General features: G+C 47.4%; 18 protein-coding genes and 2 CRISPR repeat arrays. Of the genes, 12 read left to right on the top strand and 6 right to left on the bottom strand.

Going from position 1 to position 22,055, the window contains the following annotated elements:
- Positions 1-73 precede the first annotated feature (73 nt).
- The 3 genes from EL628_RS24940 to EL628_RS24950 all read left to right on the top strand — a co-directional run bounded on the left by EL628_RS24940 (position 74) and on the right by EL628_RS24950 (position 3,880).
- Positions 74-1,693 (top strand): molybdopterin-dependent oxidoreductase, encoded by a 1,620-nt coding sequence (locus tag EL628_RS24940; RefSeq protein ID WP_126582709.1) that lies wholly within the window; start codon positions 74-76, stop codon positions 1,691-1,693.
- A gap of 229 nt (positions 1,694-1,922) precedes the next feature.
- Positions 1,923-3,182: an MFS transporter gene (locus EL628_RS24945; RefSeq protein ID WP_126582710.1), complete on the top strand. Its 1,260-nt coding sequence runs from the start codon at positions 1,923-1,925 to the stop codon at positions 3,180-3,182.
- Positions 3,183-3,427: 245 nt separating this feature from the next.
- Entirely contained in the window at positions 3,428-3,880 is a 453-nt protein-coding gene (locus EL628_RS24950; RefSeq protein WP_126582711.1) for a hypothetical protein, read from the top strand.
- Between the two features lie 248 nt (positions 3,881-4,128).
- On the opposite strand, the gene EL628_RS24955 is transcribed toward EL628_RS24950, so the two are convergent.
- Positions 4,129-4,392, bottom strand: a complete 264-nt coding sequence (locus EL628_RS24955) for a hypothetical protein (RefSeq protein ID WP_126582712.1) — start codon at positions 4,390-4,392, stop codon at positions 4,129-4,131.
- 330 nt (positions 4,393-4,722) lie between these two features.
- Between EL628_RS24955 and EL628_RS24960 the strand changes: the two genes are divergently transcribed.
- The 4 genes from EL628_RS24960 to EL628_RS24975 all read left to right on the top strand — a co-directional run bounded on the left by EL628_RS24960 (position 4,723) and on the right by EL628_RS24975 (position 8,212).
- Positions 4,723-5,352: a hypothetical protein gene (locus tag EL628_RS24960; RefSeq protein WP_126582713.1), complete on the top strand. Its 630-nt coding sequence runs from the start codon at positions 4,723-4,725 to the stop codon at positions 5,350-5,352.
- A 53-nt stretch (positions 5,353-5,405) separates the two neighbouring features.
- Positions 5,406-6,503, top strand: coding sequence for a WxL protein peptidoglycan domain-containing protein (locus EL628_RS24965; protein WP_126582714.1), 1,098 nt, complete (start codon positions 5,406-5,408; stop codon positions 6,501-6,503).
- A 219-nt stretch (positions 6,504-6,722) separates the two neighbouring features.
- Positions 6,723-7,634, top strand: coding sequence for a hypothetical protein (locus EL628_RS30285; RefSeq protein ID WP_176589864.1), 912 nt, complete (start codon positions 6,723-6,725; stop codon positions 7,632-7,634).
- Positions 7,635-7,882: 248 nt separating this feature from the next.
- Positions 7,883-8,212 (top strand): GIY-YIG nuclease family protein, encoded by a 330-nt coding sequence (locus EL628_RS24975; protein WP_126582715.1) that lies wholly within the window; start codon positions 7,883-7,885, stop codon positions 8,210-8,212.
- 60 nt (positions 8,213-8,272) lie between these two features.
- Here EL628_RS24975 and EL628_RS24980 read toward each other — a convergent pair whose 3' ends face one another.
- The 3 genes from EL628_RS24980 to EL628_RS24990 are packed head-to-tail and all read right to left on the bottom strand — an operon-like array spanning position 8,273 to position 12,283.
- Positions 8,273-9,382: an ABC transporter ATP-binding protein gene (locus EL628_RS24980; RefSeq protein ID WP_126582716.1), complete on the bottom strand. Its 1,110-nt coding sequence runs from the start codon at positions 9,380-9,382 to the stop codon at positions 8,273-8,275.
- On the bottom strand, positions 9,345-11,219 hold the full coding sequence (locus tag EL628_RS24985) for an ABC transporter permease (RefSeq protein ID WP_161975753.1): 1,875 nt from the start codon (positions 11,217-11,219) through the stop codon (positions 9,345-9,347). Before EL628_RS24985 ends, EL628_RS24980 begins: the two co-directional genes overlap by 38 nt.
- Positions 11,192-12,283, bottom strand: a complete 1,092-nt coding sequence (locus tag EL628_RS24990; RefSeq protein WP_126582718.1) for an ABC transporter substrate-binding protein — start codon at positions 12,281-12,283, stop codon at positions 11,192-11,194. The genes EL628_RS24985 and EL628_RS24990 overlap by 28 nt, the downstream gene beginning before the upstream one ends.
- 304 nt (positions 12,284-12,587) lie before the next feature.
- On the opposite strand from EL628_RS24990, the gene EL628_RS24995 reads away from it, so the two are divergent.
- Together EL628_RS24995 and EL628_RS25000 are read left to right on the top strand one after the other, a co-directional pair.
- The gene (locus tag EL628_RS24995; protein WP_126582719.1) at positions 12,588-13,385 is read left to right on the top strand and encodes a COG4280 domain-containing protein; all 798 of its coding nucleotides are present in this window, start codon (positions 12,588-12,590) and stop codon (positions 13,383-13,385) included.
- A 41-nt stretch (positions 13,386-13,426) separates the two neighbouring features.
- The gene (locus tag EL628_RS25000; RefSeq protein WP_126582720.1) at positions 13,427-13,645 is read left to right on the top strand and encodes a hypothetical protein; all 219 of its coding nucleotides are present in this window, start codon (positions 13,427-13,429) and stop codon (positions 13,643-13,645) included.
- 54 nt (positions 13,646-13,699) lie between these two features.
- On the opposite strand, the gene EL628_RS25005 is transcribed toward EL628_RS25000, so the two are convergent.
- Positions 13,700-14,323: a Chromate resistance protein ChrB gene (locus EL628_RS25005; protein ID WP_126582721.1), complete on the bottom strand. Its 624-nt coding sequence runs from the start codon at positions 14,321-14,323 to the stop codon at positions 13,700-13,702.
- Between the two features lie 1,858 nt (positions 14,324-16,181).
- A CRISPR array of direct repeats spans positions 16,182-16,518; the repeat unit is 37 nt.
- 380 nt (positions 16,519-16,898) lie between these two features.
- Between EL628_RS25005 and EL628_RS25010 the strand changes: the two genes are divergently transcribed.
- Together EL628_RS25010 and EL628_RS25015 are read left to right on the top strand one after the other, a co-directional pair.
- Positions 16,899-17,501, top strand: a complete 603-nt coding sequence (locus EL628_RS25010; RefSeq protein WP_126582722.1) for a GNAT family N-acetyltransferase — start codon at positions 16,899-16,901, stop codon at positions 17,499-17,501.
- Positions 17,502-17,906: 405 nt separating this feature from the next.
- A CRISPR array of direct repeats spans positions 17,907-18,535; the repeat unit is 37 nt; unit sequence GTCCAAATGGGAGAAAGCCCGAAAGAGGGATTATAAC.
- Positions 18,536-19,228: 693 nt separating this feature from the next.
- Positions 19,229-19,789, top strand: coding sequence for a YcxB family protein (locus tag EL628_RS25015; protein ID WP_126582723.1), 561 nt, complete (start codon positions 19,229-19,231; stop codon positions 19,787-19,789).
- Between the two features lie 261 nt (positions 19,790-20,050).
- Here the strand turns inward: EL628_RS25015 and EL628_RS25020 are convergent, their stop codons facing one another.
- Positions 20,051-20,683, bottom strand: coding sequence for a hypothetical protein (locus EL628_RS25020; RefSeq protein WP_126582724.1), 633 nt, complete (start codon positions 20,681-20,683; stop codon positions 20,051-20,053).
- Between the two features lie 353 nt (positions 20,684-21,036).
- Here EL628_RS25020 and EL628_RS25025 point away from each other — a divergent pair, with 353 nt between their 5' ends.
- A complete protein-coding gene (locus EL628_RS25025; protein ID WP_126582725.1) occupies positions 21,037-21,990 on the top strand; it encodes a hypothetical protein in 954 nt (317 codons plus the stop codon).
- Positions 21,991-22,055 lie beyond the last annotated feature (65 nt).

Raw genomic sequence — 22,055 nt, forward strand, 5'->3', positions numbered from 1 at the left:
GGAGAGACGATAGCTGCGTAAAGAAGAGGGCTTTTAGCGGGCTCTTTTCATTCCGCGATAACAGAGGAGAACTATGGAGAAAATACAAGAGCATCCTGAGAAGGACGCTCGCTCCAGGCAGACTCGCCTTAGATATGGTCTGCTGGCTGCCTTAGCAGCATTAGGAGCAGGATTGGTTGCGAGCTTAGTGACCATTACTATAATGGGATTTCTGCGTCTTTTTGCAGGCATTCCAACGCCTGTCGAACTGTTTGGAGATCGTGTCCTGAAACTGTTGAGCGCTGATACCTTTGTCCGAATGCTGGTCACCTTTGGGCATGATTCAAAACTTGGACCGTTGAGCCTGGCACTGTGGGGCATGCTTGCTCTGGGAACAGTTTTAGGTTTACTCTATGCCTTATTGGTCCGCTTACGACTTCCTGTGCAGAGTTGGCAACCTGAGAAACGAGAATGGTTGACGGCTGCTGCTCTTAGCCTCGTCATGATTCTTCTGGCAGTCATCTTGTTTTGGGATGAACTGCGACAAAACTTTTTGGGTCTACCAATTGATCAGGCCAGATTTGCAACGATCCTGGGACTGATTCTTCAGTTCTGTGCCTACGGTTTTATCCTTTGTCTGGCCTATCGGATGTTGATCCCTCATCACTATACAGAAGAGAGTGGATCAAGCGTCCAGAGCCAGCGCCGACGTCAGCTTTTACAGCGAGCTGGTGTTGCAGTGGTTGGGCTCGGTGCAGGAGTAGCGGGTCTGCAACTGGGAAACGAATACAAGCAGCGGTATACCTCCTATGATGGGACACAGGCGCACCCGCATAACGAGATCACCTCACCGATTACGCCCAATGACGAGCACTATGTTGTCACCCAGAACCCAATTGATCCCACCCCCAATCTGGATGTGTGGCGTCTGGAAGTGACCGGCCTGGTGGGTAAAACCGGTACCTACACATATGAACAGTTAAAGCAGTTGCCCTCTACTTCACGTGCAATTACATTAGAATGTATTGCAAATGGGCCTGGGAGTGGCTTAATGAGCACCGCCATCTGGCATGGCGTCACCCTGAAAACGTTACTAGCCCACCATGGTGAGGCGCAAAATACAGCGAAATATGTCTCGTTTTCGAGCGTCGATGGCTATACTGTGAGCCTTCCTTTGCAAGAGGTTCTCGAAGCGGATGCGTTACTGGCCTGGCAGATGAATGGCTCTGATCTTCCCCTCCGCCATGGCTATCCGTTGCGTGTATTGATTCCGGGCCGTTATGGGGAAGAGAACCCCAAGTGGCTCACACGCGTTGATCTTGTCGACCATTTCATTGGCGGCCTCTATTCAGATCAGGGATGGTACAATGGTCAATTGCATACGATGAGCCGGATCGACCATCCTAGAAGCGCTCGCAAGTTTGGCGGACCCATTGAAGTTGGAGGTATCGCTTTTGCTGGCTACCGAGGGATTCAAAAAGTGGAAGTCAGCACCGATGCTGGCACTACCTGGAATACAGCCACACTTACCTCTCCGCTCTCACCGGATACCTGGGTCTTCTGGAACTGGACGTGGCAACCTGCCCAGGCTGGCGACTATACACTCGTCGTGCGAGCCACCGATGGCACTGGCGAGCAACAGACGAGTCATCGACAGGGGACCGTTCCCAATGGCGCGACAGGCTATCATGAAGTAAAGGTCACGCTTCAATAGCGAGCAAGAACGGTTTTCTATACCTGAGAGAGAAGAAGGAGATCCTTCTGCCTCTCTCTTTTTTATGGAAGAGATGACTACGAAAAGACTCGTCAGTCTTGCAGAGGAGTGTATACTTGTGGCAGATCGAAAGTGTCGTGCTACATATCGTATAGATAAAGTTGTACTGAAGCATTTTTGAATAGACTTATAGTGGCTCTCTGAACGCAATTGCAGAAAGAATGTGTGTGTGAGTAATCTTATCTTGCCGAAGCAAGCTACGACAATGCACGAAAGTCGGACCCTCAAAGGTGGGTCGCTTGCTATGATGACTGGTATTATCTGTCTGGCGTATGGGACATTTGCTTTTACCGGAGCTGGTTGGGGACCTCTTCTGCCACCACTATCGACGCAACTTCAACTTCCGCTTGATCAAGTGGGGCTTCTGGTTGTGGCCTGGTCGTTTGGCTATATTCCTGGGGCGTTAACGGGTGGCAACTTTCTTGATCGATCTGGTCCTCGCTTTGTGCTTGCCTTAGCGACGTTTCTGATGACAATCGGAGTCGGTGCATTATTCTTGTTCCTCACTTTTCATGTCAATGTCTTAATCGGGCTGATCTGTTTTTCGGGAGTTATTGGTGCTGGCGGAGGAATGGTTGATTCTACAGGCAACGGTCTGATCAGTACACTGTATAAGAAGAAAAGCGCCACTGCTCTGAATCTCTTTACACAACTATATCCATTATCATCAATGATTATTGCGCTCATTGATGGATTGCTTCTGCTCTGGTTTCATGGTGATGCTCGACCGCCATTGCTCGTCACATTTAGTATGGGTATTGTGACATTGCTTGCAACCATCTTTATGCCGACCCATCTTCCTAAAGAAGAGACAGAGGAGATTGTTGAAGCTCTTGAGCTCCCACTCCCGCGAGCTTCTCTGTGGAAGAGGCTACAAGCGTTACTAACGATCCAGGCACCTGTGGCTTTGGGCATCTTTCTGGTTGCCGGTGTGATCACGATTGTACGTACCTGGGCCGCCACGTATCTGCATGTTATTTATGGACAAGATATAAATGTTGCTGCTACCTGGAGCGGGATCATGCTGGGCTTATCAGTGGTGGCGGGACTTCTGATCTCGCTCATTATTGGTCGGTTGGGAGCCTGGAGGATGTCATTAATCAGCATGAGTGCCTCTATTCTGGGACTGCTCTTGTTGCTCTGCTTCTCATCACAAACGATGGCACTTATCTCGCTCACCATCGCCATTATTGGCCTGACCCCACTGGCGGCCTCCTTTTTAAGTCTAGGGAATGAGCGTAGTCAAGGGAATGTAGGCTCAGTTATGGGGCTCCTCTTCTTTTCGATAGGCATCAGCAATACCATCTATAACTGGATTTTTAGCTTTTTGTTTAATCGTGTTGGACCGTCCTGGGGCATTGTTTTCTGTATCGTTGCCTTGACCGGCGGGATTGTCGCAGCCCTGACCCTTCGCCCACAAGCAAGGTAATGCTCTCAAAGAGCGTCAATGGAAGTGCTGGGGAGCGTTTCAAAAAGACATACGCTGAGCATGCTTACGTGAATACGATCCTGGTGTAGTTTTCTCTTCATTTTTATTTCTGTGCTGTTTTGGAGGGGGTTTGTAGGAAAGAGCAGAATAGTATGGTATACTGGTATCTGGATAGGAATGATCCTGTCTATGGTGTCAAAATGGATACTGTGTTGTATACCACACATGTACTGAAAGGATTCTTTATGTACAACTCACCGAAACGAGTCTTTGTTGTGAGTCTGCTCCTTACAAGCCTGCTCCTCAGCATTTTTGCAGGCAGCGCCTTCGCCGCAGGAAATCATTTCCAGACGGTAAAACCCCTTGCAACTGGTAATTGCACCTCCTCTTATTTTACAGTGACCCTATACAAAGATTTCAATCAGAGTGGCGACTCTCTCTGTTTCCAGGGACCTGGAATCTTCAACCTGACGAATTATCCAGGTTGGAATGATCAGGTAAGTAGCTGGTCCTCAACTGGGTGCACACGTACGGTCGGTGTGATCGTTTTTTCTGTTGATATCAATAGTGGTGGTCTGTCCCAGGTCTTGCAATATCCAGGGAGTGGCTATTCAGGCAACTTCACAGGCACCAACGGAACCATTCCCAACGACTCTCTTTCATCGATCAACTTTGTCGAATGTCAGGTAATTGGGTAACCGAGGAGACTGGCATACTGTAGGAAGATAGTTGTCGTTTTAAACCATGTATATGTCTAACGAATCAGGATCAGAAGACATGTATCCTGTTACTGGTTCGTTAGACATGTAAGTGAAATGAAAAGTATTTTTGCTGCAAAAAAACGCACAGGAGTAGACAAAATCTCAGTCTACTCCTGTGCGTTTAGCTTTTAGATCGAGCAAAACAGTGGAATCTATCTTGACGCCCCTGCAATGTGAAAGTGTGTTTAGACGTCGTGATCATGATCATGAAAGCGCTCATGGCTCGCATCGTGTTCGGTGATAGGATCATGCTCCTGTTTAAACAAGTAGTCATGAAGTTTGCGAGACGCCGTTCCTCGTGGCTGATGATCATGTTTGTTAAACAGATAATGATCGAGGTCGTGAGTATGAGCGTTATGAGAGGCCTGTCGTAAAAAGACAATGCTACAGATGGCACCAATCAGCGCCAACAGACTGATCAAGATCCAGAACGAGAAGGTGATTACCATGTCGGTGCTCCTGTAGCTAGAGGGATACTATTCTTATCTAGATAAACGAAGATATATCAAAATGATCAAATGCTTCATAAATTATTTCATTGTATGTCATAGTTGTGGAAGATAATCGAAAATAAGATTTAAATCAGCTAGGAAGCTGCGTATTATGTGACTATTTTTATACTGTGAATAGGATAAGTACCGATTACAGTAAAAAAGAGTGAATAGTTTCCTGGTACTTTACAGAAGACGAAAAGAAGAAACGAATATGATCCAATCAGTAGGAAAAGGATAGTGTACGCATTCCTTCTTTTCTGAAGGATGAAGAAAGGTCAATGCTTGATGAATATGGGGTATGGTCATCGACAGATGATGCGATTAGGGGTTATTCTTCTCTTTATGAGTTCAGTTACCTGCTCACTTTTGTTTGGCTTCAACGCAACTGCTCTTGCAGCGGCCTGTAATCCTGCTACGCCACTGGATGCCAGTGCCGGGTCTGCAAGTTGTGATATGACAATTAATGCTCAGGTAAACCCGGGTGTGTTGACGCTGACGAACGATGCGGCAGCAGCAGTGCCGGGAAGCCCCTTTACGCTAACAGGAGCAAACCTACCAGGCACGTTTACGTTTACGAGTGTTGTCAAAGATCATCGTGGTCTGGCGCTTGGCTGGACATTGAGTGCAGCCTCATCCGGATTAAAAAATGGCACAACCACGCTCCCTTTGAACCTTACCGGACTGGATGTCAGCTCATCCTGTACGAATGGGACATGTACCAGTACCACCTTTACGGCGGTTACGCCGTTGACGACAACGTCCACAAAATTTCTGACGGCAGGAAACTCTGCGCATACGATTGTCGTAGACGGAGATTACACGAATAAGATAGATGGTACCTTTACTATTGTGGCAGGCTCACCTTCGGGTCTATATAGTGGGATCATTACTATCACGCTTGCAAATACCTTTTAAGGGGTTGGAGGAGGAGGCGGGTTGTCTCCTCCTGGTAAGAATGGATACCAGGAATGTATAAGCAGTGTGTCGTTTTCTCGCCCATCACGTTTTTAAGCTGTATCTGTCTGATCTATCTAGGATGGTTCCTCTGTATGCCAGGAGGTGGATTATTTGTTTCTGCGGCAGCGCATGAGAAGGGGCCTCATTTTAGTATCGAGCCAACCTTTGATCTGCCTTACAACCTTCATCCGCGCAGTTATTTTATATACAATACGACGCCAGGAGCACAGATTATTGACAGGCTTCGCGTGACAAACGATGGAGATGTGCGTGGCACCGTCAGCTTTTATGCTGTTGATGCGACAACTGCGCAGGATAGCGGCACAATGTTTTTTCATAAAGAGGATGCGAAGCACGATGTTGGAGCATGGATTTCGTTGAGCCAGCAGGAATTGACGCTTAACGCAGGGCAGAGTTCAGAGGTTGCTTTTACCGTTACTGTGCCCACAAATGTTCGTCCGGGTCAGCATGGTGGAGGTATTATTGCGCAGGATCTGACGACCCATACTCAAAAAAGCACCACTCAACTCAATAGTGTAGAGATTGGCTTGCAGTCTTTACTGGCGTTAGGCGTTTTGATTAATCTTCCTGGTCCGGTTGTTGAAGATTTACAGGCAACAGGAGTGAGCTACGATAGTGGAAGCAACTATCAACGCGTCTTAGTGGATCTGCAAAATAATGGGAACCAGCTTCTCTATCCCTCAGGAACGTTACAGATTCTCGACGAGCACAAAAGAACGTTGCAGGATCTTCCTCTCTCTCTTCAGACCTTTTTGCCTCAGACTTCTATCTCTTATCCTGTCTACATGCAAAAGATCGCACTGACGGCGGGCAAGAGATATACCGCTATGGTCCATTTGATCTATGGCCACGAGCATACCCTCAATTACACCACGCTTTTTCAGGTTCCTTTTCCAGATCGGGGCCCCTTAAATACGGTTGTTCAGCATCTCATTCCAGCGTCTACAAACTCGGGCGATTTCTTCAGCCAACTCACTCCCTGGCATTATGGTATTGCCATCTTTCTTCTTTTCTTTCTCATCAGCGCCTGCTTCTTCTGGGGGAAGAAGATCTCCGGCTGGATCAGGCAGCTGCGAACAAAAGAGTGACGCAATTGTGTATGGCCTGTATGTCGCCGGTCTATTAACGTAACGATCTATTGGCCTTGACGCGAATCATTTGTCCTATGTGGGTGGACTATTTCCATATATTGATACAGAAATAAGAATAGTCCGTTATACATGACAGATATGAATTTGCGATCCTGCAAGATTTCTTTGTCTATCTATCTTTCTCAATATGTTCTTTTTGTTTCAAGGAGTTTTATTGTGTATACTCTTGTTTTTCGGTTGATTCGCTATCTTGTCTCTCAACGCTGGGGTATGATTTTATTGGGGAGTATTGTTGTTATCGTTGGAATTATCATTGGCCTTACCTCTCGTCAGGTTACCTATCAAACAACTCAAAAAGCTCTTGTAAAACATTATCTCTATAGTGAGAGTGGCGACGATAAAAATAGAGCCTATGTGCAACTGGATGGTGATTCTGCATTGTATTTCCTGGATGAAAAGGATTTTACACCAGCATTGTCTTCCTCTCTGTTGTCGGATCACCCGCTCTGGCAGGTGACGTTTGATCCTGAGGATACCACACAGATTACGGCTACAGCGGGTAATACTGGAACACATCTTGATGGGACAGGAGCACATGTGGCTCAAATTGTAGCCTATGATGAGAATAGTGCGGACCCCAAGACCTATCAGACCAGTGGGTATGCAGCGAATCCCCATGGGAGTTACCAGAATAACTGGCTCATTGGTGGAGGCGTGATGCTGTTAGGGCTGATTCTGGCCTCGCTGGCCTTTATCTTGCCTCACTATCGCAAGAAGCCAGCGCTTATCGGCGGACAATTTACCGGAACACCAGTTCAGGGCTTTCCTGCCTACACACCCAATCCAGGTGCATTCAGCGCTCAACCGCAACAACCCGTAGCACCTTATCCATTTGTCAATGGTGGCCAACCATCATCATCTCCCAACCAGCAATACCCAAACCAGCAGTACCCAAATCAGCAGTATCCCAACCAGCAATACCCAAACCAACAGTACCCAAATCAGCAGTACCCCAACCAGCAGTATCCCAACCAACAGTATCCCAACCAGCAGTATCCAAATCAGCAATATCCCAACCAGCAGTACCCAAACCAGCAATATCCCAACCAGCAGTATCCAAATCAGTAACCCCATAGCGATTATCGGATACCAGTAAGTTCGTTGAGTGTGACCTGAAAATGCTCCCATCTGGTGAGTGCATTTTCAGGTCATAATGATTCTGCGAGATTTCAAATTCTTTTCATCGCGTAGGAAGCCCTCTTTTTCACGTCTGTAAGGGAACGCCCAGAATTTCTTCGGGATGCTTCTTCTCCCTTCTTGACAACTCACGTTAGTTAATGGTACAATTGAAAAAATATGGAAGGGAAAAGACACAGATGGATCATCGGAAAGAGCTCAGTAAGGCTTATAAAGAGCGTGTACCCTGTGGTTGTATCTATAAAATCTCAAATACAGTGAACGGAAACTATATTATTGGTTATGCAGCTGATATGAAGAGTGTTGAGAACCATTTTCAATTTGCGATGGCGACAGGTTCTACCATTCATCCAAAGCTCAAACAAGATTGGCTGTTACTGGGTAGCAAAGCCTTCACATTGGAGATGCTTGAGACATTGGAAAAGCGACCTGAGCAGAGTCAAGCAGAATTTATCGATGACCTCAAGACACTGGAAGCGTTATGGTCTGCTCAACTGGAGAGAGGATAGAAAAGGCTCAGTTGCGGCCCCCCTGTGTTAAATGCGATGAGGGGCCACAGACGATATGGATCAACCAACAATGACCTGACAGTATTCAGGAGGAAATTCTAACCATAATCGTTGCGCAATCTGTGGCCGGAAGGGGGGAAACGTCAGAATGGGAGTTGATGTGACCCCATCAAGTGCTATCAGCGTTCGCCACTGCCCACCAACAAATGAGGTATGGACCACCTTTCCTTCGCAATGATTTGTGTGATCAAGCTGGCGCATTTCCTGAGAGACGCGAATATTTTCTGGACGAAACAGCAAATACGTTTTCCCAGCGATGCTTGTGTTGCCAGCAGTTTGTGCCTTGCCCTGAACGATCAACTGCCCCTGAGTATTCTCTGTCAGACGCAAAAGAACCATATCCGTATCGGTGCTCTCCACAACTTCCCCCGAGAGCATATTTGCATACCCCATAAATGAGGCTACAAAAGGGTTGTGTGGATACAGATAAAGATCAGTAGGTGTTCCACATTGTTGCACCTTACCATCGCGCAAGACCATAATCCGGTCAGACATCGACATTGCCTCATCGCGATCATGCGTAACATTGATAACCGTTATCTTAAGATGCCGGAAGAGTTGCACCAATTCTGTGCGCATATTTTCGCGTAAGCCAGCATCCAGGCTCGAAAGTGGCTCATCCATCAGCACAAGGCGTGGTTCCGTTGCCAGGGCGCGCGCCACCGCCACGCGCTGCTGTTGACCGCCTGAGAGCTCATAGGGATAGCGCTGCCCGACCCCAGGAAGATTCACCAGTTCTAACAGCTGCTCCACCTTTTTGCGGATCTCTGACCCTGGCTTTCGGCGTAAGCGCATGCCGAAAGCGATATTTTTCGCAACCGTCATATGTGGCCAGAGCGCATAATCCTGAAAGACCATCCCGATCTGGCGCTCCTCCACCTCAAGTGCACGTTTCCCATCATAGAACACCTGTCCACCAACCCCGATCCAGCCGCTATCAGGTGCAATCAGGCCAGCGATCATTCTCAGCATCGTCGTCTTGCCACAGCCAGAAGGCCCAAGCAGTGAGAGGATCTCTCCTTCTTCCATCGTCAAGTTGACATCAGAGACGACGTTCTTTGCGCCATAACGTTTATTGAGCTGTTTGATCTGTAGATACGTATTGTGCATAATTTGCCTTTCTCCGTTGCATACGCCCTCCAATTTTTCCCACCAGCCAGGGTAAAACGCGTATTGCGATCAGGGCAAACGCGACAATAGCAACATTGAGCATTGAGAGTGCCATCCCTGGTCCTAATTTAAAATCATTGAAGAAACTGATAATCTGTACCGGCAATGTTGGCTGTCCAGGCGGATAGAGCAGTTCAGATGCCGCAAGTTCAAACATTGTGCCAGTAAATACGAGGAGCCAGATAGACAGCAGGTGGCTACGTAACAGGGGACCAACGATGTGAAAGATGAGTTGGAAGATATTGGCCCCCTGCACACGCCCTGTTTCGAGCATGTTTGTGCCAACCTGCTCCAGTCCGCCAATACTCAGTCGTGTTGCATAGGGCAGATTGCCACCGATGTAAGCGCAGAAGAGGAGCCAGATGGTACCATAAAACTGGATACCATCCTGTCCACCAATCCCAATATTTTCCAGGTACGGAGCGTTCCAGGCAAAGATGTAGCCACAGGCCAGAATAATACCAGGAACGGCAATGGTGACCAGGGTAAACATACTGAGAATGGATCGTCCAGGCAGGTGAGTGCGCCGAATAATAAATGCAATTGGCAGGCCCAGCAAGGTCGTCATGGTTGCAGTGCCCAGCGCCAGCCAGACCGTACGAGACAGGGCATCTAACGCATCTGATCCCTGAGCCAGAACCGCCATATAATTAGCAACGGTCCAATTGCTGGACGTTAATCCATTCCCAAAGGCATGCAGGAATGAGAGGATCAGACACATGCTCAGCGGCAGAAGCAGTGCCAGCGTAAAGACCAGGATACAAAAAAGCAGCGCAGGCCAGCGCCAGAGACCCAATGAGATTGGGCGTGCAGGGCGATTCCGTCCACTAATGACCTGGAATGAACGTCGACGCTGGACGCCAGTCTGTACCAGCAAGGCCAGCGCAATGGCCATAAAAAGTAACAGTGAGAGCGCGGCAGCGGCACTGAAATTGACTGGTGCCGTATTGATTGCCGCATAGATCTGATACGTGACGAGCGTGACGTTTGAACTTTGCGCGATAGTGGCCGCAGTACCAAAGTCGGAGAGCGCTTCAGCAAAGGCAATCAGCCCGCCAGCGAAAATAGCGGGCGCAAGCAAAGGCGTATTAATGCTCAACCACGCACGCCAGACGCGTGCACCAGAGAGCCGTGCCGCATCCTCAAATTCTGAACCCAGCCAGCGCAAAGCTGCGGATACCGAAATATACACATACGGAAATGATTTCAGGCTGAGGACAAAGATGACGCCCGCAGGCGAGAAAAACCCTTTTATCAAAGCATCTGAAAAATGCAAAAATTGATCGGGAATGCCTCCCCGAATCAGAATCAGCGACCAGGCCTCACCAATCAAGAAGGATGGGAAAAAGAAGATGATCCAGACCAGCGTATCCATCATGCCACGGAAAGGAAGATCGGTCCTTTTGGCAAGAATCGCCAGCGTCGTTCCCACCAGCGAGGCAATGAGCGCAGTAATTGCAGAGAGCCAGAGTGAATTGCCAAAGGCTTGATAGTTCAGTGGATCGCTGAAAACCTGTTTCAACGCAGACAGGCCAGGGGTAACATCTGGATTGATGGCATAGATATTTGGAAAGACGCTTTGGAGAAGAATCGCCGCCAGCGGGTAAAGTACCAGTAAGCCAAGCACCACAATCGGGATACCGACCACCAGTAGCATACTTATCAGGCGTAAAAGAGCAGATCTGCTCAATGAAGACGTTACAGAAGGTGAAGTAGATAGCTCTACCTCACCCTGTTCGTCAACAATCGCTACTGAACGATGTTGTTGTGGAACCATTGTTTTAATTCTGCCTCTGCCTTTGCCCATTGGGACACATTCAGGTCAATAAAATTGATGTCAGTGTACTGACGTTGCACTGTAGGTGTGACCCCTTTCACCAGAGGAATGAAATAGGTATCGCCATCAGTTGGATCATGTTGTGTCATCACTGACTGACCCTCAGGAGAGAGCACCCAGTTGACGAACTGTTCAGCACAGGCGGTATGCTTTGAGTGCGCTGAGACGCTGATCACACCAGGCAGTCCAATAACTCCGGAGGAAGGATAGATAATTCCCAGTGGCTGACCCGCCTTGATGGCTCCATAGATAGCTGAGTCCTGCACAATACCGAACTCACGTGCGCCCGTTTCAACACTATTCAATGTAGGATCGTTTGTCTTAAAGTTGATTAAACCATTCGCTTTGAGCTGCTGGAAGAACTGCTTGCCCTGATCCTCACTGCCCATGAGCTGGGATACACCAGCAATCAGTGGATAGGTTGGGCCAGAATAAGCTGGATCATTCATTGCCACAAGGCCCTTGTATTCAGGTTTGAGCAGATCATTCCAGTCCTTTGGTAATCCCGCTGCGGGAACCTTGTTTTTGTTATAGGCAATGGCTCCCACCGTGGTCAGGCTGACTGGATAATAGCTGTTATCGCCGGGCACATACTTCAAGCCCTGTGCGGTGAGATTACTCGTGCTGGGTGATTGCCATTTTAAGAGCAGATTTTGATCATCAAGCGACTGCATCGTCACATTTCCATCGAACCAGGAGACGTCCCAATGAGGGTTATTGCCTTCGGCAGAGATCTTGGCGATGAGAGGACCAGTGCTGTCGTCAACAAGCTTCGTTGTAATGCCAGTCTGTTTCTGGAAAGCTTTGGTGACATCCGAGTCATATCCCTGTGCGGAATACACGGTCAAGCCAGTGGCTTTATCGCATGTTGTACTCGTCGTTGCAGTAGTAGTCGAGCTCCCACCGCAGGCACTTAAAATAGTGACAAGACCAACCAGTGCCATCAGTACATAAGAATGACGGAAAAGAGAAGTGCGCCGTTTTGCATTCACTACGGTATTCATTGTGCTGTTATTCCTCTTTCACCGATACCCGGGTGATAAAAAACCTGGGCCATTTGACCCATTGAGCAAAGCTTAAGGGGAAAGAATTAAGCATTATTTAAACCTTTGTTAAGAATGAGTAAAACCTGTTACAAATAACACATGTTCATTGCAACATGTGTTACAATAAGCATGTGCTACCACACCGTTGTGGGAACGTGCATCATCTCAGATGACATTTCTATCCACCATCCTGAACATTCGTCTGAGTGGAGCGCTTTAGTCATCGTGTTTTAATTGGTCTGATACAGAGGAGATTTGTTTGATGGAATGGGCTGTCATTGTACCCGCATTTCTCGCGTCCCTGGTGGAATTCGTTGAAGCCTTTACGATTGTGCTGGTCGTTGGTGTGACCATCAATTGGCGTAGCGCGCTGATTGGTACGTTCGCGGCGGCTGTTGCTCTTGCGATTATTGTTGCCATCTTTGGCACCGCACTTGTCTATTATATCCCCCTCAATATTTTACGCCTGGTTGTTGGTATCATTCTGATTCTATTCGGTTTGAAATGGCTCAAAAAGGCCATTCTCCGTTATAGCGGCCTCAAAGCGCTTCATGACGAGGAAGCTATTTTTGAGGAGAATATGGCGGAGCTGCGTGCGCGAGGTGAAAATATCCAGAAGATTCAGCCGACAGCGGTGGCCCTTGCATTTAAAGCCGTCTTTCTGGAGGGCTTAGAGGTTGCATTTATTGTCATTACCTTTGGTAGTAACACCTCATCGCAGCTCTGTAGTAGTTCGTGTGGTCTGGGTGGGATTGGTTCAGCTGCACTCGGCGCGGCAATTGCTGGCGGACTGGTTATTCTGCTATGTTTACTGGTACGGGCCCCCTTGAAGCAGGTCCCCGAAAATACCCTCAAATTTATCGTTGGCATTATGTTGACCTCATTTGGAACCTTCTGGGCCATTGAAGGATTTCAGGTAAGCTGGCCTTTTTCTGACGCATTTATTCCCATTCTCGTTGGCATCTACCTGCTGGCATCATGTGTGTTCATAGCCTGGTTGAAACGTCAGAAGCAATCACCGATTCCTGCGCCCAGTGTTCGTGAGAGCCAGACAGTCTAAGGCGTCGGAACGTTGTAAAGAGAGAAAGGGAGCATAGGACGTTGAACGTTATCAAAGCAATTTATAATTTCCTTGTTGGAGATATCATTATTCTCATTGGGATCATCCTTGTTTTTCTGGTGTTTGCCTTGTTCCAATTTGTCGCTGCACTAGCATTCCTGCGACCATATATGGGAGCAATCCTCATTGTCGCGATTCTCGTCGTGCTGGGCCTGACCTTGAATCGAGAACTACGCTCGAAAAAGAGAAAGATGGCCTGAGAAGAGTGATGTCTGAAGTAGCTATGAGAGAGATGCATAGCTACTTCGCCTCGATCAACTTTTATGGGGGTGATTGCGTTCAGTGCGTCGTGGGTGAAGCTGCTTTTTTTCAGTGATCAGTGGAGGGACATGAGATTCATCCTCGACCTGTTTGAGGAAGACCTTCTCCTCAAACTCTTCAAGCTGTTGCTCACAACGCTCAATACTCTTTTTAGCGACCTCACGGCGAGCAGCATCATACCAATCTCGCTCGACGACTCGATCATACCATCGACGAATCTTATCCAGTTCCTGACCAATCTCCTCTGCCTCAGCATACGTAAAGTTCTGGCGAAAGGTTTCGAACTCAATCTCTTTACTAAAATTGACATCGCAATTCTCGATAATCTCATCATATTGCAGATTGCTCTGTGCAATGAAGCCATCGATAATCTTCGTTTCTTCTTCCAGAGGTAATTCATGGAGGGGTAAGAGATGATAATTTCCGCCTTGCTCAGTAATACGCTCAGTAATTTTTTGCAGAGTCACGACCAATGAATCGAGCTCGGGTAAAATACAGACACTTTGTTGGAGATAGAGTGCGCCTATTTTCTTCAACTCACGCCAGACACTGACACGGATACCGGAAGGTTGGCTGGGTACCTGATAAATCAACAGAATATACCGATGAAGATCCATGAATTTCTCACTTTATGACGCAGACAATACACCGGGCCTCCAGTAGCTTACCGCCCTGAAATGAAGCCTCACGACTTGTATTGTACCATACACAGCGCGACAAGAAATCTCCGGACCCCTTTTGCGGGAGGGAGTTGCGGCCTCGGTGCTGAGCTCAGCCTCCCGCATCGCTCTGGAGGAGGCTTGATGGGAATTCACCTTCAAAAAAAGGCGCTTTTTGGTCCTGAACAAGTGCTTTAAAATAGAGCCTACTGCAAAATGCCCCATCAACCCGCTTTCTATGCTATACTAGAAGGGCAGGGGTCTGAATAGGAGAAAGCCCGAATAGGGGATTATAACTGCCTTTGGCAGTAGTGACTGAATACACCAGAAGTATTGTCTGAATAGGATAAAGCCCGAAAGAGGGATTATAACACCTCAAAAACAGCGCTTCCAATGATGCGGCCCTCTAGTCCAAATGGGAGAAAGCCCGAAAGAGGGATTATAACTGCCGCTTACCGCCATTGTGGATTTTTACTCATGATTGTCTGAATAGGAGAAAGCTCGAGTAGGGGATTATAACTGATTGATCATTCTGGGCCCAGTTCCATAAACTGGTTGGATTCCAAATGGGAGAAAGCTCGAAAGAGGGATTATAACCAGGCAAGCTTGTCAGCCAGGCGCGGCAACATCCTGAGTCCAAATGAGAGAAAGCCCGAAAGAGGGATTATAACTTCAATGTACTCGCTCATGCCCTCATCCTTATTATCTGTTTGAATGGGAGAAAGCCCGAAAGAGGGATTATAACGCAGGATCTATCAGTGTTTCTGCCACGCCTTCCGGTGGTCTGGATGGTGGAAAGTCCGAAAGAGGGATTATAACATCTCACAATCATGACAAGCGTCAACACCATCAATTTTGTCTGAATAGGAGAAAGCCCGAGTAGGGGATTATAACTTCAAGATACCTGCAATTGACTGCAAATTATAGTATAAGGTTGGAATGGGAGAAAGCCCGAAAGAGGGATTATAACCTGTGGATGATCATGGATACCAATCACATCAAAAGGAGTCCGAATGGGAGAAAGCCCGAAAGAGGGATTATAACCGTCGAGCGATGGCGATGGATACTGTCGATTGCTTAATGTGGCAGAAAGCCCGAACACGAAGGTGCTGATAATTCCTTTGTTGATCAACCTGGCTTGACTGAGCATGCGTATCATTTCTAATGAACCAGGTCAACATAGTGAAGGTGGACCGAATAGCATCGGAACCAGAGAAAGAAACCTCATCACGAAACGATTTAACAAGCATAAATTAGTATTTTTGACAAAAATAGATAATACAAGTAGGGCGTCTCCTTCCTCAATCGTGAAGCTCCACCATGGTAGCCCCTCCATAATATCCTTTCCCATTGAGCAATGGAGGAGCGACCATCGGAGATCCCCAGCAGAGGAAAGAGACAAGCGGCTTTCCCTACTTTACATTACAATAAGTGTAATTTTTCTTATATCGAATACTACAAGGAGGGAAGGTTGCTTGTCTCTCCTGGGCGAATGAAACGACAGTCGGAAGAGCGGAAAGCCCAAAAGAGAGATGGTAACTGGAGACAATACAAAAGGCCCTGCTCTCTTTTATGAATGTGAGATAAAGGAAAACCCGAAAGAAGATACGACCTTTCTGTCAGATGAAAGACCAATTTTGCGGGAGGTGGTCGTGCCCTCGGTGCTGAGCTCAGCCTCCCGCATCGCTCTGGAGGCGGCTTGATGGGAATTCACCCCAAAAGAGCCTCTTTTTGACACCGAAACAGCGCTTTAAAAAAGAGCCTCACGCAAAATGCCCCCTCAAGCCGCTTTCTATGCTATACTAGAAGGACAGGGGTCTAAATAGAGGAAAGCCCGAATGAGGGATTATAACCATCCGTTGACGCACTCAATCATCTCAAGTAACATCGTGTCTAAATAGAGGAAAGCCCGAATGAGGGATTATAACTCTTTGCAGTTTTGTCCACTCGTCATAAACGAGGACTATGTCTAAATAGAGGAAAGCCCGAATGAGGGATTATAACCGTCGGCTAAAAATTTCTTAGGGACCAGATAGACCGTCTAAATAGAGAAAAGCCCGAATGAGGGATTATAACGGCCGTGTCTCGAACGAGAAGTTGAACTCTATCGTATTAGTCTAAATAGAGGAAAGCCCAAATGAGGGATTATAACCTGCAAATCCTCCATCGGTTCGACCTGGTTAGCAGGCGTCTAAATAGAGGAAAGCCCGAGTAGGGGATTATAACTTCCAATATACCGTGATAGGACTCTTTTTCCCTCGGTCGAAATGGGGGAAAGCCCGAGTAGGGGATTATAACTATGTAGCACAGGAGTGGGCAATTGTGCAGAAAGGCGTCGGAATAGAGGAAAGCCCGAGTAGGGGATTATAACCGGCGATTATTGACTGGTATCAAAGTGGATGCAGTTGTCGGAATGGGGGAAAGCCCGAGTAAGAGATTATAACCTTCAAAATGGTGAAGAGATGCATCAGGCATTTGCTTTTTAGTCCAGACTTGCATAGGATGGTGAGCAAGCAGATGAGGAGCAAACCCTATGAAGATTGAACCTGTCGAGTTAAAAGGCATGCGAGCCCGGCTTGTCCCTTTGGAAGAGGCCCATATACCAGCTCTCTATGCAACGGGACATGATGAAGAACTCTGGACGTATTCGGCTCTGAAGGCAACGACGCTTGAAGAGATGTCTCATCTCGTTCACACCTTTCTGCAAGATCAACGACGAGGCGAAGCGCTTCCATTTGCCATTATTGATCTGGCAGATCAGCAGATTGTTGGATGCACTCAACTCCACTCGATTTCCCAGGAGCATCGGCATGGGGAGATCGGGAAAACCTGGCTTTCTCCTCATACCTGGGGGACCCACCTCAATACTGAATGTAAGTATTTGTTGCTGCGCCATTGTTTTGAAACCCTTGCAATGCTTCGTGTTCAATTTCGGACAGATGGGCGCAATGTTCGTTCGCAACGGGCAGTTGAGCGGCTGGGAGCAGTGCGCGAAGGGGTATTACGCCACAACTGGGTTCTGCCGAATGGCTATGTTCGTGATACCATCTACTATAGCATCCTTCTTGAAGAATGGCCCGCTTGTAAGCATCATGTGGATGGCATGCTCAGATCGGCATTCAAAGACCTTATGTAGGTGTGGGTCTCGTCGTACGCTCTCTCTTCTCATCGTGAAGGTAGATCCTCATAGCAGATGCTGACTCTTCACACAAGTTCCCATGTATCCATCACCATCCCTTTTTCTGCTGAATCGTGGCCTGCCTATGCTGCACATTTTGCCCTGCTGTCAGCTTGGGGAAATAGAGCTCTATCTTTGTTTGTTTCCTGCATCTCTTTACAATCATTTGAGATGGCATCAATTTAGCGGGAGGTGGTCGTGGTCTCGGTGCTGAGCTCAGCCTCCCGCGTCGCTCTGGAGGCGGCTTGAGGGGGCTTCACCCCAAAAAAAGGAGCTTTTTGACCCCAAATCAGAGCCCTAAAAAAGAGCCTCCCGCAAAATGCCCTATCAGGCCGCTGTATATGCTATACTAGAAGGGCAGGGGTCCAAATGGGAGAAAGCCCGAAAGAGGGATTATAACTGCTATCTCCTTTCCTCCTAGAGCTTCCTTAATTTTGTCCAAATGGGAGAAAGCCCGAAAGAGGGATTATAACATGGCAGTCACGATGCCTACATGCCCGACACCAGGAGTCCAAATGGGAGAAAGCCCGAAAGAGGGATTATAACCTTGCTGCGAAGTCGTACCACTGTTTCACACCCGCCTGGTCCGAATGGGAGAAAGCCCGAGTAGGGGATTATAACCGTCTCTATAATAGCTATTCAATGCTTCAGTCTCTTTGGTCCGAATGGGAGAAAGCCCGAAAGAGGGATTATAACCAGGTAATGCGTTCCTCCTTTTTGATATTACGGAGTCCGAATGGGAGAAAGCCCGAAAGAGGGATTATAACTGTAGGTAGTGTTCGATGGGTGCCGATTACCCTATGTGTCCGAATGGGAGAAAGCCCGAAAGAGGGATTATAACTTCAAAAATCACTTACGGGTTTCTGTCGGTTTGTATACGGTCCGAATGGGAGAAAGCCCGAAAGAGGGATTATAACGAAAATAGTCCTCATAGTCGCGAAGTAATTTTTTAAGGTCCGAATGGGAGAAAGCCCGAAAGAGGGATTATAATGAAGGTGCCACTTCACTCGTCTCTTTTTTTCGATCATCGTCCAAGAAAGAGGGATTATAACTACCGTATGCTTGCGCCTCTCTTCCATTTCCACACTGTCCAAATGGGAGAAAGCCCGAAAGAGGGATTATAACAGCTCAATTGATAAAAACGGCAACGCAATGCATCATAGTCCGAATAGGAGAAAGCCCGAGTAGGGGATTATAACGGGGAATAATCGGGGTTGTAAAGTCCGAATGTGAGAAAGCCCGAAAGAGAAATTATAACTGGACGCAATAAAAAAATCCTTGCTCTCTTTTATTGCAGGTAAATGACTTGAAGTGTGGTCACTCCTGGTGCTTCAGGTCGCTTGCTACTGATAGATTGTTCTACAGGAATACAAGGGCTTTTGTTGAAGGATCTCGAAGAAAATAAAAATGAAGCACATAGCCGCTCTCCCAAAACAGGTGGTATTTGGGATCGATTTTTGAAAATTCTTGGGCTAAATCTTTGAACTTTGGGACCAATCTTTAAACAGAGAGTGGCTATGAGCGTAAAATGTTTGGAAAATACCTGTGAAGCCCTGTTCTGTAGTATTTTCGCGCAATCTATGCTATAGTTGGGCGCATTGGGATCTATCATGCTAAGATCTTATTCGAGAATCTATGATGCAATGAAAACTAACACCAGGCAATGAGAAGTGAGGATATTTTTCATGGATGAAGTACAATATACCCTGACTCGTGATGATTTCTGGCACCTCCAGCTCTACGCATTTTCGCGTCGGCAGCGACGGACAATTCGCCTCCGGCTTATCCTCATCAGCGTTGTTTTCGTCTGTTTATTCATCTTTCTGAACGAAATTTTTTCGGGCAATTATAGCCTCTCAATCCTTCTAGTCGTCTTTACCATGTTTTTGGTTCTGCTCGTTCTTCTCCTCATCTTTGGTCTCTTATTCCTTATGATGTGGCTTGCCGCATCCCGATCTAATGAGGTGCTGGGGAAAAAGGGCGTGAACGTCCTCACGATTAATGAACAAGGCGTACAATACCGGAATGAGATGGGCAATGGCACATCATCCTGGCAGGCATACAAGGCTATTGAGGAAGATAAACGCAATATCTATTTTGTAGTGGATCAACCGGGCCGCCTTTTCATGGCGAATCTGATCCCCAAAAGCGCCTTCGAGAGCCCATCGGGTTCATTGCGCATGCGCGAGACTACTGGCAGGAGCAAGCTGAGCAGGTCGCTACAAGCCATTCGTAATGGCCGTTGATAGATCGTACTCCGCCAGGGTGCTTCAGAAGTTGTGTAGGAGGACCTCCTTTCAATCAGTCTACACCACCATGTACCTGCCCTTCTTGCTATCTGGATTGGGCATAGAAACGTTTCTCGTTCTTCTTTGTTATACAGAAAGACCATGAGAGATATGAAAGAAACGTTCAAGATTCTCTGAAGGTGTGCTCAAGCTGTAGATAGTATAGCTTTTTCTCCTGTATGCTCGTGAGGAGGTTATGGAAAAAAAGCTTTGTTTTGTTCATTCAGTCAGATAAGGAAGGAGACGCTGTATGAGTGTCTCCCATGGATGAGCCTCTACCACAGGGATGCCATGGTGTTGTGCCTCTGTGGAGAGCCATTGTCCATAGAGCCAATGAAGGCGGCTCCAGGTCGTGGCAAGATGTGGTGATAGACCACGCCAACGCTGGTTGATATCTTGAGCAATAATCTTTTCCTGTGGTTCCTGTAGAAAGATTGTGCGTATAGATGATCCTGCCTGGGCAGCGGGGAAAACAGCTTCGAGCCCACCAAATACTGGTTGAGTGGCGAGATAAGGAAGAATCCCATCTCCCTCAATAATAAGAGGCGTCTGTGTGAGTAAATGATGATTAATAATCCCTTCAAGTGCCAGAGAAACGACTGAACCTACTTCCTGTAAATGAGCACATAATTCTTCGGGTGATCTGCTCCACACATCAGCGTTTGCCAGAAAAAAGTGGAGGGCTGGAGAGTGTAACGGTGAAACGATCTTTTGCAGTGCAAGCCGAATATCATCTGCCTCAATCCAGGGGACGTCAAAAATTTTGCTTAATTGCCTGGCGGCAGATGTTTTTCCAGCCCCAGAATGACCACCTAACAAAAGAATTGTCCAGGAACGCGCTATTTTTTCCATTCAAACCTTTCAAAGACAAGAAGAGTCTTATTCCTTCCATATCTGGCACATAGCTGGCCAAAGTTGGCCATCATCAATTAGATAGTATACATTTAATGATACAGTTTTTTCCAAAGGCTCTTACTATCGCCTGATTTGTCAACGGTCAGGCTGCGGGAACCGCCAGCGATAGCAGTGGTAATCCTCAGGGCCAGATCTATCTCGAAGCTAGCAACTATAACACTCATACGACGGGTTCGACTGAGGTGGCCTACCACGATTTCAAAATCTGGACCCTGGATTAACGTTTGAGTTCACAAAGTTATAAAGGAATATCATAAGTGAATACCACCAGGAGTGCGGGAGATTAAATTATGGGAAAAGAAATCTCTAAAAATGCTCAAATGCCAGGATGGGGCGCCATCAAACGCAAGCGACGGAAGGCTGTATTGCTTGTGCTGGCCTGTGTTGTGGTGATGGTTTCGGGCATCCTGTTGTTCCTTCAGGTGCAAAATGAGGCTAAACGTCAGGGTCAGGCCGACGCGACACGGCTTGCCACTAATCAAACGCAAGCCGCTCAGACCACTGAGGCTCGAACGAATGCTACCTCGACCAGCCAGTATCAGTTGTTTGCTACTGTTCAGGCTCAACAACAGGCGACCAGCCAGGCATTTATCGTGACTGCCCAGACCCAGCAGGCGGTAACCGCCGCAACCGCAACCGCGAACTCTCTTGCCGCCAACCCTAATCCTTATGTGCCAGGACAGGGTAGATCGGTGTATTTGTCTCCTCTGACCGGCGATTCTGAGGGAGATTCCGCATGGATGCCTCCAGATGGAGAACCCAGCGTGTGCGTATTTAAAAATAGGGCTTTGTACGCCTATCGCATTCCTTGTGAGTTTAAGCCAACTGCTGGAGACGCCTTTAAAAACTTTACGCTGGAAGTGAAAATGACGCTTCTCAGTGGAAACTATGGAGGAGTGATGTTTCGGTACAAGAGATCTCCTAACACAGCGTATATCCTGGGTATTGACTCACGTAACGGTTGTACTCTCTGGTTCGACCAGTTTGGAAAACACCCTTCTACAGCTATCTCTAGACAGTCCTGCCCTTCTTTTCATCAAGGAAGTGAGAACACCATCGGTCTTGTGGCGCAGGGCAGTGCCATTTCCTGGTTTATCAATGGACAGCTTTCAGGAAGTGTCAGTGATACTCTCTCCGATGCAGCAGGAACAATCTCTTTGGTTGCCGGCAACTATAGCAATAGTCAAACTCAAGAAGAGCCCAATTGCGCTTTTCGTGATTTTAAACTCTGGAATCTGGATTGAACAGCCCTGGTCTCTGGCGGCTCCCTTTTTATCGTATGCGATACTACAAAATCGTTGTCTTTGCT

Source organism: Tengunoibacter tsumagoiensis, assembly GCF_003967535.1.
Taxonomy (GTDB): domain Bacteria; phylum Chloroflexota; class Ktedonobacteria; order Ktedonobacterales; family Ktedonobacteraceae; genus Tengunoibacter; species Tengunoibacter tsumagoiensis.